General features: G+C 39.4%; 16 protein-coding genes. 3 read left to right on the top strand and 13 right to left on the bottom strand.

The window, feature by feature from the left end; all coding sequences use genetic code 11:
• Positions 1-68 precede the first annotated feature (68 nt).
• The 13 genes from trpA to OK025_RS03615 all read right to left on the bottom strand — a co-directional run bounded on the left by trpA (position 69) and on the right by OK025_RS03615 (position 11,361).
• Complete coding sequence (trpA, locus tag OK025_RS03675) at positions 69-830, bottom strand: tryptophan synthase subunit alpha (protein ID WP_286896795.1); 762 nt, start codon at positions 828-830, stop codon at positions 69-71.
• A 3-nt stretch (positions 831-833) separates the two neighbouring features.
• The gene (gene trpB, locus OK025_RS03670; protein WP_317668371.1) at positions 834-2,018 is read right to left on the bottom strand and encodes a tryptophan synthase subunit beta; all 1,185 of its coding nucleotides are present in this window, start codon (positions 2,016-2,018) and stop codon (positions 834-836) included.
• Positions 2,015-2,641 (bottom strand): phosphoribosylanthranilate isomerase, encoded by a 627-nt coding sequence (locus tag OK025_RS03665; protein ID WP_317668370.1) that lies wholly within the window; start codon positions 2,639-2,641, stop codon positions 2,015-2,017. The genes trpB and OK025_RS03665 overlap by 4 nt, the downstream gene beginning before the upstream one ends.
• A gap of 1 nt (position 2,642) precedes the next feature.
• Positions 2,643-3,632, bottom strand: coding sequence for an anthranilate phosphoribosyltransferase (gene trpD, locus OK025_RS03660; RefSeq protein ID WP_286896792.1), 990 nt, complete (start codon positions 3,630-3,632; stop codon positions 2,643-2,645).
• A gap of 350 nt (positions 3,633-3,982) precedes the next feature.
• Positions 3,983-4,450, bottom strand: coding sequence for a hypothetical protein (locus tag OK025_RS03655; RefSeq protein WP_317668369.1), 468 nt, complete (start codon positions 4,448-4,450; stop codon positions 3,983-3,985).
• Positions 4,451-4,601: 151 nt separating this feature from the next.
• Positions 4,602-4,823, bottom strand: coding sequence for a DUF2795 domain-containing protein (locus tag OK025_RS03650; protein ID WP_028072584.1), 222 nt, complete (start codon positions 4,821-4,823; stop codon positions 4,602-4,604).
• 122 nt (positions 4,824-4,945) lie between these two features.
• On the bottom strand, positions 4,946-5,704 hold the full coding sequence (locus OK025_RS03645; RefSeq protein ID WP_286896789.1) for an ABC transporter ATP-binding protein: 759 nt from the start codon (positions 5,702-5,704) through the stop codon (positions 4,946-4,948).
• Positions 5,686-6,477 (bottom strand): lysophospholipid acyltransferase family protein, encoded by a 792-nt coding sequence (locus tag OK025_RS03640; protein ID WP_317668368.1) that lies wholly within the window; start codon positions 6,475-6,477, stop codon positions 5,686-5,688. Before OK025_RS03640 ends, OK025_RS03645 begins: the two co-directional genes overlap by 19 nt.
• A 66-nt stretch (positions 6,478-6,543) precedes the next feature.
• Positions 6,544-7,458 carry a substrate-binding domain-containing protein gene (locus OK025_RS03635; protein WP_317668367.1) on the bottom strand — a complete coding sequence of 305 codons (915 nt, stop codon included), beginning with the start codon at positions 7,456-7,458 and terminating at the stop codon, positions 6,544-6,546.
• 5 nt (positions 7,459-7,463) lie between these two features.
• Positions 7,464-7,934: a DsrE family protein gene (locus tag OK025_RS03630; protein WP_317668366.1), complete on the bottom strand. Its 471-nt coding sequence runs from the start codon at positions 7,932-7,934 to the stop codon at positions 7,464-7,466.
• A gap of 31 nt (positions 7,935-7,965) precedes the next feature.
• Positions 7,966-8,946, bottom strand: coding sequence for a c-type cytochrome (locus OK025_RS03625; RefSeq protein WP_317668365.1), 981 nt, complete (start codon positions 8,944-8,946; stop codon positions 7,966-7,968).
• A gap of 80 nt (positions 8,947-9,026) precedes the next feature.
• Positions 9,027-9,929 (bottom strand): LysR family transcriptional regulator, encoded by a 903-nt coding sequence (locus OK025_RS03620; RefSeq protein ID WP_075991106.1) that lies wholly within the window; start codon positions 9,927-9,929, stop codon positions 9,027-9,029.
• A gap of 61 nt (positions 9,930-9,990) precedes the next feature.
• Positions 9,991-11,361 carry a dipeptidase gene (locus OK025_RS03615; RefSeq protein WP_317668364.1) on the bottom strand — a complete coding sequence of 457 codons (1,371 nt, stop codon included), beginning with the start codon at positions 11,359-11,361 and terminating at the stop codon, positions 9,991-9,993.
• Positions 11,362-11,468: 107 nt separating this feature from the next.
• Between OK025_RS03615 and OK025_RS03610 the strand changes: the two genes are divergently transcribed.
• The 3 genes from OK025_RS03610 to OK025_RS03600 are packed head-to-tail and all read left to right on the top strand — an operon-like array spanning position 11,469 to position 12,688.
• Complete coding sequence (locus OK025_RS03610) at positions 11,469-11,783, top strand: hypothetical protein (protein ID WP_317668363.1); 315 nt, start codon at positions 11,469-11,471, stop codon at positions 11,781-11,783.
• A 7-nt stretch (positions 11,784-11,790) separates the two neighbouring features.
• The gene (locus OK025_RS03605; protein ID WP_120333476.1) at positions 11,791-12,342 is read left to right on the top strand and encodes an RNA polymerase sigma factor; all 552 of its coding nucleotides are present in this window, start codon (positions 11,791-11,793) and stop codon (positions 12,340-12,342) included.
• Between the two features lie 31 nt (positions 12,343-12,373).
• Positions 12,374-12,688 carry a hypothetical protein gene (locus OK025_RS03600; RefSeq protein ID WP_317668362.1) on the top strand — a complete coding sequence of 105 codons (315 nt, stop codon included), beginning with the start codon at positions 12,374-12,376 and terminating at the stop codon, positions 12,686-12,688.
• Positions 12,689-12,842: the final 154 nt, after the last annotated feature.

Here is a 12,842-nt window from a genome sequence, read left to right as displayed (position 1 = left end):
CAAGAAAAAAGACTTTAGACCGAACTCTTATTAAAAAATTAACGCTTTGCTAATTTCTAGCCTACATATTAAGCTTTGATAGACGCAATAAATGCTGGAATCTGTGCAAGATAATCCGGTTCTTTTAGCCGTTTGACAAATGCTGTACCGATAATGGCACCGGCCGTATGCTTACTTGCTTTTTGAAAGGTAGGTTTATCGGAGATACCGAAACCAACGATCAATGGGTTTTTTAATTGAAGATCATGTATCCGCTTGAAGTAAGCTGCTGTATTGTCTCCAACATCAAGCGTTTTACCCGTCGTTGCATTGGAAGAAAGTAAATAAATAAAGCTTCTTGAAAGGCTGTCTATTTTTCTGATTCGTTCTTCAGAAGTCTGTGGTGTTACAATGAATATATTTGCAATCCCATTTTTCTCGAACGTCTCTTTGTAAAGTTCTTCGTATTCATCCATGGGTAGGTCAGGTATAATGACACCGTTCACGCCTACATTCTTACATGCTTCACAGAATCTTTCAACACCAAATTGGAGCACTGGATTAAAGTAGCCCATCAAAAATACGGGGATGCTGACATGTTTGCGGAGGTCAATCAATTGATCAAACAGTTTTTCTACGGTCATGCCATTCGCCAAAGAAACTTCTGAACTGTGCTGAATGACAGGTCCATCCGCCACTGGGTCGGAATAAGGAAACCCGATTTCCAAAAAATCCGCGCCAGCTTCTTCCAATTTCTTTGCAATACTTATTGTGCTGTCCAATGTTGGATATCCAGCGGTAAAATATATCGATAAAAGGGGAGTACCTTCTTTTTTTTCAATTGTATTCATGCCTTAAAAATCAAAGTATTTCATATAATTATCTAGATCCTTGTCACCACGTCCAGAAAGACAGACAACGACAGTCTCATCACCTTTAAAAGGTATTTTTTCCAAATAAGCCAGTGCGTGAGAACTTTCAATAGCTGGTATGATACCTTCTAGTCGCGTAAGCTCAAGACCGGCCTGCATCGCTTCGTCGTCGGTCACACTGACATAGTTACCTCTGCCAGATTTGAATAACCAAGCATGTTGGGGGCCAATACCGGGGTAGTCAAGTCCTGCTGATATGGAGTAAGGTTCTATGACCTGGCCATCCGCTGTTTGCATCAGTATAGATCGGCTTCCATGTAAAACCCCCTCTTTTCCTAATGCTGTTGTCGCAGCGGATTCGCCTGAATCAACACCGTGGCCTGCAGCCTCTACGGCATACAATTGAACCGATTCTTCATCTAAGTAATGATAGAACATACCTGCCGCATTGGAGCCTCCTCCGACACAAGCCAATACGATATCTGGATTTTCTCTTCCTGTTTTTGTCAAAAGCTGTTTTTTCGTTTCTTCAGAAATAATCGACTGAAAGCGAGCAACCATATCGGGATAAGGGTGTGGTCCCACAACAGACCCAATGATATAATGGGTGTCGACAGGGTTGTTGATCCAATCTCGCAAAGCTTCATTGGTGGCATCCTTTAGCGTTTTGGAGCCCGATGTCGCAGGAATAACTTCGGCACCCATCATTTTCATCCGTGCTACATTTGGAGCTTGACGTTGAATATCAACTTCTCCCATGTACACTGCACATTGTATACCTTTCAGCGCACAAACGGTAGCTGTGGCAACGCCATGCTGTCCTGCGCCTGTCTCCGCAATGATGCGCTTTTTACCCAAGCGTTCCGCCAATAGAATTTGGCCAATGGTATTGTTGATTTTATGCGCTCCGGTATGGTTAAGGTCCTCCCGTTTTAAGTAAATCGTAGTTCCATATTTTTCAGAAAGACGCTTGGCATGATATAATGGAGAAGGACGTCCGACATAATCACTGAGCAGTTGGTTAAATTCCTCCTGAAAGCTCTCTTCTTCGATAATTTTGAGATATTCTTCACGTAGCTCTTTCACATTTGGATAGAGCATCTCAGGGATATAGGCTCCTCCAAAGGGACCATAGTATCCTTTTTCATTGACTTGATATATACTCATTTTCTAATAGTATTTATACTTTGGCTTAATAGCTCAATATCTTTTAAGCCGGGTTCTACTTCAAATTTTGAATTTAAATCCAGTGCATATAGCCGTGGATCATTTCTTTCTAGCGCTGTTTTGATATTTTCGGGATCTAAACCGCCGCTGAGAAAATAGGGGGTGGTAAGTTTGTATTGGTCCAATAGGGACCAGTCAAATTGCACTCCTGTACCACCATAGGAACTACTTTTTGTATCAAATAAAAAGTAGTCTACAATTTTAGCGTAAAGATCCAGCTGTATCCAGTCAAAGTTTTGATCGACTCCGAAGGCTTTCACGATGCTAACTGCTGATTTTTCTTTCAATTCAAGACAGAATTCTGCAGATTCATTTCCATGCAGTTGAATTGCATTTAATTGGAATTCAGTTATTTTATCTAGAATTTCTGAAAGGCTGGCATTAACGAAAACTCCGACCTTACTTAGGCTGTCAAGATCCTTAATATATGCGGAGGAGCTTTGACCAACATAACGTTTGGATTGATCATAAAATATAAATCCCATATAATCGATGCCCAGGGAGGCTACAGCCGTTATATTGTCGGGATATTTCATGCCACAAACTTTTACTTTGATCGCCATTTTATTTTTTGATTAGTTTTTGGAAACTGCGCAAAGCTTTACCTCCCATCAATGAACTTTCTGCTTCATAAAAACAGTCGCCAAAAGTTTTTTCGGGGTTAAAGGTCTTAATTGCAAATGCGGCGTTGGTCAAAACAACATTGTTCTGCACATCTGTACCCTGATTGTTCAATATAGATAAGAATGTCTGGGCCGCATCTGCTATCGTTTCACCTCCCGTCAACTCCTGAGCTGAGACTGGGGTAAAACCAAGTTCTTCCATGTTGTAGTAATTCTCTCCTTGGTTGTTGATTACTTTAAAATCACCGGTCATGGATATTTCATCATAACCGTCCAAGGCATGAATAATGGAATATTGTTTGTTGGTGTTTTGATATAGATAACCATACAGTCGCGCTAATTCTAAACTAAATACACCAACGGACTGAAATCTGGGATTGGAAGGATTTGTCAATGGTCCCAGCATGTTAAAGAAAGTCTTAACACCCAATGCACGACGTATCGGGGCAACGGTTTTCATGGCAGGGTGAAACAATGGTGCATGTAGGAAACAGATATTGGCTTCATCAAGCTGGCGTTGTAGTTCCGACTTGTCGTTGCTGAACTGATAGCCTAAATATTCCATGACATTGGATGAACCACAGCTCGAAGATACCCCGATATTACCGTGTTTGGCGACATGATAACCAGCTCCAGCGGTGACAAAGGATGCTATTGTCGAGATATTGAAGGTATTTTTACCATCCCCACCTGTACCGCAAAGGTCAATTAAATCATAACCGTTAAAATCCAGCTTGAGGCATAAATCATACATCGCATCTCTAAACCCGCCAAGCTCTTCAACGCGAATACTGCGCATACCATAAGCCGTCATAAATGCCGCAATTTGGTGACTGTCATATTTGCCCATGGCAATGTTGGTTAGAATCTCGTAGGCCTCTTGCCGAGAAAATGTCTTGTATTCAAATAAATGCGCTAAAATTTCTTTCATGGTAATTTAAATAAAAAAAGGGCTTACCTTATTTAGGCAAGCCCATCATATCTTGACGTATTAATCAAATAATGCAATAGGAGTTTGCCACAACGTTATTCGTTGTGCCACCACCAAGCTTTATTTGATACAGTTGTTATCATTGTTATTTTTATTAATACAAATATGGTTGATAGAATTATAAAATGCAAGTGTTTTTATTGAAAAATTTTTAAGAAAGCATCATTGGCTTAATATTGCTCACAAATATACCGTAAAATAAAACCTGATAAGCGTGCATTTATTTAAGACTAAGCGTGATATTTAGGGATTCTAAGAGCAAGCGTCTGATAAAATAGGGGCGATGAAAACTAATAGAATACAAAATGCGCTTTATTGTTGCCTTTGGAGACTAATGTAAAAGATGCAATTTTCTTATCACGAATGACTGCCGCAAATACAAAACGCTTGAGGTATTTGACAAAGTAGACTTGTTGTGGATCGATACCTTCGAGATCGATATCACTGGTTTCTTTTCTTCCAGCTTGAGCAAAGCTAAGATATTCCAGTTGGTTGATATCCTTGCTCTGTACATTTATCCTGATTTCATCGATGCTAGCCAATAAGTAGTCCTGTAGATCTTCGTCCAATTTTTTTGATGTTATGAGGTCTTGACTTAGAATTATATCAGTAGCTAGATCTGGATCATGTAAACGTTGAACAAATCTTTTTAAAACAACAACATAGTCATTGGGAGTTTGTTGTTCCTGAGCAAATAGGCCTTGGCTGACTAAACAGCCAATAAACATGAGCAACACTAACTTTAATTTAATTTTCATACCTGTAAGACTTGTCTTCATCAAAATGGATTAAAACTCTGGAATAAAAACCTTCGTGAGCTTATGGATATAAACCGTACTGAGTTGTTTCCGCAAAGAGGGGGATGCCTTTAATAAAAAACGCCTTTTGAATAAAGGCGTTTTTTATTTTTTAGTATTCATCTTCATTGAAGAAGAAATCGTCTTTTGTTGGATAGTCGGGCCAAATTTCTTCGATATTTTCATATGGCTCACCATCGTCCTCAAGAGATTGTAAGTTTTCAATCACCTCAACAGGTGCACCCGAACGAATAGCGTAATCGATTAATTCATCTTTTGTTGCTGGCCATGGTGCATCTTCTAGATGCGAAGCTAATTCTAATGTCCAATACATATAAAAACAATTTAAGTTCTCTATTTTCGCAAAACTATCATTTAATTTAACTTAAGCAAGTAAATCACGTGTTATTTTTGCCGTATTAATGTAAGTCGTTGATTGCTAGAGTTATAATATTTTTAGATATTCTCAAAGTCACTTCCCTTTTCGTTTAACGCATTCAGTCTTGGTGACACGGATTTGATGTCGGGGTTTGGATAATCATTTTCGATCAAGCCATCTCGCATGCGCACAATGCGATGTGCATGTAATGCGATATCCTCTTCATGTGTCACTAGAATAATGGTATTGCCTTTGGAGTGAATTTCTTCCAGTAGGCCCATAATTTCAATGGAGGTTTTGGTGTCAAGGTTTCCTGTCGGCTCATCGGCAAGTATAATGGAAGGATCGTTGATCAATGCCCTAGCAACAGCAACACGTTGTCGTTGTCCTCCTGAGAGCTCGTTAGGCCTATGATCCATACGATGCCCTAGGCCAACACTTTCCAATGCCGCTGTGGCTTTTTCCTCCCGTTTAACCTTACCATAACCTGCATAAATTAAGGGCAGAGCAACGTTCTCAAGTGCTGTATTTTTTGGTAGTAGGTTAAAAGTTTGAAAGACAAAACCAATTTCTTTGTTCCTTACTTCGGCGAGTTCATCTTCCGTCATGTCACTGACATTAATCCCGTTGAGGATGTATTCTCCTCGGCTAGGCGTGTCCAAACAACCGAGAATATTCATTAACGTGGATTTGCCCGATCCTGAAGGTCCCATTAAGGCAACAAATTCTCCTTTGTGGATGTTGAGAGTAACAGAGCTTAAGGCATGAATTGTTTCCGCACCAATTTGGTATTCTCTGGCAATATCCTTGATTTCGATTAAGATCTTTCCTGACATATTTTTTGGAGGTTCTCTAGGTTATGAAAATACGATTTATTCTTCATAATCCAATAGGAATGCATTTTGTCATATACAACTTTTTCTAGTTCTGATGCATTATCATCGTTAAAATCTTTTGTCTCTATGGGATTGAATACATGTATTTTAACTATTCCCGGCCGAGATCCTCTTTTCGAACCGTCATCGAAAAAGATATCCCAGGCATTTTCTATGATAATGGGTACTGCGGGAACGTCATTTTGAATAGCGATTCGAAAGGCTCCGGATTTAAATGCGTGAATCTGTGGCGGAAAACTATCGTCGATTTTTCCTTCTGGAAAGATGACCACACTTCTGCCATTTCTGACGAGTTCATTGGCACGTTGGAAGGCCTTGAAAGAAGATACTTTACTTCTTCTTGTGACCGGGATATCTATTGTTTTAAAAAAAATACGTGTAACCGGATTTTTAAGCAATGAAGCTTTTCCGATAAATGAAAAAGGAGCTGGGCACAAATAGGTGAGGGCTGTTATATCCAAGACCGAAGTATGATTGGGACACAATACCATGGAACGGTTCCAATCTATTTTTGATTCATAGCTCACCTTAAAAAATACACCAGCTAGGGCCGAACCACTAACCGAAACCCAGCGTCGCATGCGGGCGATTCGAGCATAGTTTTTTTCGGGACGCCGTGCTAAAAAATAGATGTAAGGGAAAAACAGAAGAAAAACAAGTAGAACGCTGATAAAATACCAATACCGATGGAGTTTTTTGAGCAATAGGATCATACAAGTCAACTAATTTTGACCTAAAGTAAAGAAAGAAAATGGATAATTAATTATCCATTTTCTTTTTTAGTCTACTGTGAAACCATATTTCTTGTAAATATTCTTGGCTGTTGGCGAGTCCATGAATTTTAAAAAGTCATCTGCAGCCTGCGTATGGGGTGCGTTTTTAAGCTTTGCAGCAACGTAAGTTGCCGTTGTATTTTGCGCATCAGGAATGGTGATCCCTTCAACTGGATGGCCAATTAGTTTTTGGTAAACGACTTCGGAAGCCCAAACGGGAGCCGCATCGGCCTGTCCATCCAATACACGCATGGGGCTTTCCCTATGATGGATCTTGGTCAGATAAGTGCTGCCATCTTTGACCTTATCATCCATGATTTTCTTGACGAGTTGCTCGCCCCCGGCTTTTTTATAAGATGCTTTGATCTGCTCCCCAATTCCTTCCCATTGGGGATTAGGCATGCTGATACGAACTTTGTCATTCCCCAGATCATTCAATGTTCTGATATTAGCGGGATTACCTTTTGGGATCATCAAACAGATATTGTTGTAGCAATAAACCTGTGTATGGCTGAAGTAATCTGCCATCTCGTTGATCGCTCGTTTGCTCGCTGTATAAATATCGGGCTTATGCGTAATGCGTAGATTGCCTATCGTGATTGATCCGCCTTTAATCTGTTTCGCTAAAATGCCCGGCGGCAGGGTTTCAACAAAAATACGTTCGTATTGTGGATATTCTTTTTTGAATGATGCAAGTAGATCATCGACAACCATAAATTGATTGCCAGCGAAAAAAACGGTAAGCTGCGGATTCTCGATATCACCATATAGATCTGGAATATTGTCTATCCCGGGTACCGTAAAATTTAAAGCCGATTCTGGTGGATTATTCCAGGGGGGATCAAAACGATGTTCCTGTGCCTTAATTTCCTGGGCTCCCAATAATGCTATTGTTAGACCAAGCGGTAGAAAATTTTTCATTATACTTATGGTTTAACGATAACCCAACCTTCATTTGCTCTTAAGATTAATTCACCATTTCCGCTAGGAACATAGCCTATAAAATCAAATAGTTCATCTTTGGCAATATGTTTCTCTTCCAACGTATTCAGGCACTGTGCAACGATAACGCCTTTCTCGACGAGGTCTTTCAATGGTTTCTCGTATTGGCTGTTCTTTTTTAGGTAAGCTTCGGTACCACCGGAAAATGCAACCAATTCAATCTGTAAGTGTCCTTTTAACCGTGGGTCTTTCAAGACATTGTTAATATTACGGATTGCTTTTTCAATTGTTTTTGGATCATTGCTGTCCAGCTGATAAATGGCTTTATACGCTTTTTTCTTAGCAACGGCACCGCTGTATTGATGGTTATTGAGCAACAATTTATTGTCCTGTGCTTTCGCTTGAATAGTCGTTATCGCTACTAAAATGCAAGCGATTGTAAATTGTTTTTTCATATTTATTATTGATTTAATGGGGTATTTATGTTTAAAAATTAAAAGGTCCGAGTTTATGTTGTTCTAAACTAACGTTATCGGCATAAGGTGGGTAGGGGCTATCTTTGGGTTTTTTGCTTAGATTGGGATAGTCCAATTGCTTGTTTGTTTTTTGAGGTCTATCGAAAGAATTGATATATGCTGCGACATCATAGGCCTCGTCATCTTTCAACAGAGGTGCATCATAAGTTGCGCCTAAAGGCATATTAGCTTTGATAAAACGAGCCGCGGTAAGCAATCGTGCCATTCCAGCACCATCATTGTAGCTGTCTTTTCCCCATAAGGGTGGATATTGATATCCTTTTCCCGCTGTTTGTGGTAGCCCCTGACCATCCTTTCCATGACAACTTGTACATTTATTCTCAAAGACCAATTGACCATGTTTCAAGTCCGCGGCACGGTTGGGGATATCCATTTTTATAAATCCTTGGCCTGCCAACCGACCTTTATTAACTGTATTTATGCTGATGTTTTTGATATAGGTGATAATGGCTCTCATTTCCTTGCTATTTTCAGGAATGGCTCGGCCGTTCATGCTTCTCTCAAAGCAACCGTTGATACGCTCTTCAAGTGATTCAACCTTATTTTCTCGTCCAATATAGGTTGGAAAGACATTGGTGAGCCCGACATAAGGGGCAGCAAAAGCCTTTGTGCCTCCATTGAGATGGCAGCTGCTGCAGGCAAGCTTGTTTCCGATTTTGACCTCCCCATCATAGAAATAATCGTATGTATTTTTGATTAGCTTTTCACCATAACTGGCCATTTTACCTTCAGGATTATCTTTGAATGAGATTTCCTTAAATTGGGAAACGTGCGTAATAAGCGAGTCATTGCGCAATTCAAGAGAATCTGTTTGCTTTTTGTTTTCATCATGTTTTAGTGGAAATACACATAAGGTCGTACATGTAATAACCAATGCTACAATGATCCAGCTGAGTGCCTTTAAATAATCTGTTAGTTTTTTATATTCCATTACGCTAATTCATTTGTACAAATCTAGCCGCCTCAAATCTGGAATTAAAACGAAGTTTGTTTATGAGATATAACATTTGGTTATAACTTGAAGTTTTGCCGCAGACAGAATTGCAGAAACTGGTTGGGCGTACCGGCAAGTCCTCCATATAAATGGGTAAAATAGAAATAACGTTCTATTGTCAATTGTGGGATATCAACAATGGTCAATAGATTATTTAACACTTCTTTTTGCACTGTATGAATCGATAAAAAAGCAAAGCTGTTGCGACGTGCAAGGTAGCCTTTGATACTCTCTGTTGAAGGCAAGATCATTTCTATCTGTACTTCGGATAGATTAATGCTTTTATCTTTTAGTGCATTCTCAATAATTGTTCGTGTACCCGAGCCCTGCTCGCGTAGTACCAAAGGTAAGCGTGTGATATCGGATAGTATTGGATTTTTTAATTGAGCTAATAGTGGGTTTTGGCTATTTGTGACCAGAACTAGCTCATCCTTCATAAAAGGAATGTATTTCAGCGCCCGGTTGTCGGTAGATCCCTCCGTGATACCTAAATCCAATGTTTTGTCGATAAGCTGTTCCTCAATACTGCGGCTATTGGATTGAAAAGACTGGATACGGTTGTTGGGATATTGGGATAGAAAATCGGCAAGCAGAGCAGGTAAAACATATTGGGAAATGGTTGTGCTGGCTCCTAAGACCAGATTTCCTTTTCGCCCTTCCTGCAACTCCTGTATTTCCTGGCCCGCCTGGTTATACAGATTGATAATCTGTTGGGCATATTTATAGAGAATTTGACCTGAATCGGTTAAATTAAGATTGTTGCCCTTTCTTTCGAAGAGTGGTACACCAAGTTTCTTCTCTAGTTCCTGGATGTTTTTGCTTACAGCTGGTTGTGAGATGAAAAGGGCCGAGGCCGTTTTGGTGAAATTAAGGTGCTGAGCCGCAGTGTAAAATACAATTAAACGAAAATCAAAATCCATAAAACGATAAAGGGTTATTTCTAAAATTTAAAAATAACCCTTTATCTAATGAAAAACTAAATTATTTGCTTAGTTCCGCGTAATATTTATGAAATAAAGGAATTGTTGATATGCCCATAAGGTAATTTTCAATACCATACTTTTCATTTGGAGAATGTAGGTTGTCACTATCTAGTCCGAAGCCCAAGAGTACAGTCTTTAAACCCAATACTTCTTCAAAAAGAGCGACGATTGGGATCGAACCACCACCGCGCGTTGGAATAGGTTTAACACCAAAGGTGTCATGGAGGGCTTTTTCTGCCGCTTTGTACGCAACACTGTCGGTCGGTGTGACGACAGGCTCACCACCATGATGAGGTTTAACCTCTACTTTCACATAATCTGGTGCAATAGATTCAAAATGTTTTTTGAAAAGCTCCGTAATACGGTGCGAGTTTTGGTTAGGTACAAGACGCATTGAAATTTTTGCATTCGCTTTTGAAGGTAATACCGTTTTGGCGCCTTCACCGATATAACCACCCCAAATGCCATTTACTTCTAAGGTTGGTCGAATACCGGTGCGTTCCAATGTCGTGTAACCTTTTTCTCCCCAGATATTTTGGATACCCAGGTCGGTTTTGTATTCTTCAATGTCAAAAGGTGCTTCATTTAATGCTTTACGTTCTTCAGCCGTCAATTCGACAACATCATCATAAAACCCAGGGATAGCGATATGATTATTTTCGTCATGTAATGATGCAATCAGTTTTGCCAATATCGTCGCCGGATTGGCTACTGCTCCACCATATACGCCGGAGTGTAAATCTCTATTAGGCCCCGTGACTTCAACTTCAACATAAGAAAGTCCACGTAAGCCAGTTTCTAACGATGGTTGGGCCATGCTGATCATCGATGTATCAGAAATCACAATAACATCGGCTTTCAGTCTTTCAGTATTTTCTTTTACGAAGGTACCCAAATTGACCGAGCCTACTTCCTCTTCTCCTTCAATCATAAATTTGATGTTGCATGCTAATGCATCATTTTTAATCATGTATTCGAAGGCTTTTACATGCATGTAAAACTGACCTTTATCATCGGCAGACCCACGTGCATAGATTTTGCCATCACGGACTGTCGGTTCGAAAGGAGGGGTATCCCACAACTCATATGGATCAGCAGGTTGTACGTCGTAATGACCATATGTCAACACTGTAGGAAGTGCCGGATCGATGATTTTTTCTCCATAAACGATTGGATTACCAGCGGTAGGACAAACTTCTACATTGTCGGCTCCGGCTTCACGCAATTTCTGAGCAACAAATTCAGCAGTCTTTTCGACATCTCCTTTAAATTTAGGATCGGCACTTACTGATGGTAAACGCAATAAATCAAACAACTCATCCAAAAAACGTTGCTTGTTTGCTTCTACATATTCTTTAATGTTTTGCATATTGTTTGTGTTTGAAACAAATTTACACAAATCGATACATTTAACTCAATTTGTTGTAACCTTTTCGGGAATGGTTGCGACTAATGTGAAAACTAATTCAAATCATTATGGAAAAGCAAACAGTAGGAGCCATTTTAGGAATCGGACTATTTACATGTATCACCTTATGTGTTTATTTTATTATGCGGTATCGGAGTGTCGCTGTTCAGATTCCGGGTGAACATAAGAAAAGAGAGTCGCTAGATTGGCAAAAGCCCGGGATTTTGGTGCTTGGTATAGGCATAGGATTGTTCATTGTGGGAATTTTGGACAACTACATGAATACTGATTTGCCCGATTCACTTGCCGTCGCAATTTTGATTATTTCTGCGGGTGTTGCAATGATAATTGCTAACCGATTGGATAAAAAACGCGATATTTAACCCGCCAATGGATGAAATCTATATTCGAAAAGTTCTATCAGGCGATGTGGAATCCTATCGTTATTTTATAAAAACGTATAAGGATATGGCATTTTCTGTCGCTCTTTCCATTGTGAAGGAAGAGCATTTGGCAGAAGATGTCGTTCAGGATGCATTTATAAAATGCTATCAATCGCTGTCTTCCTTTAAAGGGAAATCGAAATTTAGTACCTGGTTTTACCGAATTGTTGTGCATGTTGCTTTTAATGCTATTCGTCATAAGAAACTGGAGCTGGTCAATTTTGATCTATCCCATCATGACATGTCGCATGAAGATTCTGTATTGGATGAAATAATAGACCACGAAAGAAAAGAAATGATAAACGATGCACTCACTATTTTGCCCGCTCGCGAGTCTGTTGCATTACGCCTGTTCTATCTCGAAGAACAGTCGATGGATGAAATTAAAGAAATTATGGGCTGGACATTAGCGAATACGAAAGTGATCTTGCACCGGGCCCGTAAAAATATGCAGATCATTTTAAGTCAGTTAATTAAAAAAGCGGAGTATTATGGATAAGGAACAGGAAAGATTCAAAAAAATTATGCAAATGAGTAAAATAGAAATACCATTTGACGATTTTGAACAACGTATCATGAACGGTATCGCTGCGCTCGAGAAAGATAAAGAGAAAGCCCTGGTAAATAAAAAGTATGCGATTACATTTTTTCTTCTGGGGACTGTATGCGGCATGATGTTCAATAATTATCTGATGGCCAAAATTCAAGTTGCAGACATAGCCCCGGATCTTAAAAATTACAGTGCAATTGGGGGCCAATTATCTTTTGCTGTTTTGATATGCTTTTTCTGTCTTCAGTTGTGGCGTTTGATCAATATGCAACAGAAGAGGCATTATCAAGCATAGTGAATTTTTCTATATACATGTGTAGGAAATGGGCTTCTCAAAAAGAGCCTCTTATTTTGCTTGTAAGAGGGGCTTAGGTGTTAAAATTCTTTTTTAAGAAATAAAATTAAATTTACTGTAACAAAACATTGGTTTTATCTACTAATGATATATT

Origin of the sequence: Sphingobacterium sp. UGAL515B_05, from assembly GCF_033097525.1 — a bacterium.
In the GTDB taxonomy this organism is placed as follows: domain Bacteria; phylum Bacteroidota; class Bacteroidia; order Sphingobacteriales; family Sphingobacteriaceae; genus Sphingobacterium.
This window is presented reverse-complemented; position numbering and strand designations above follow the sequence as displayed.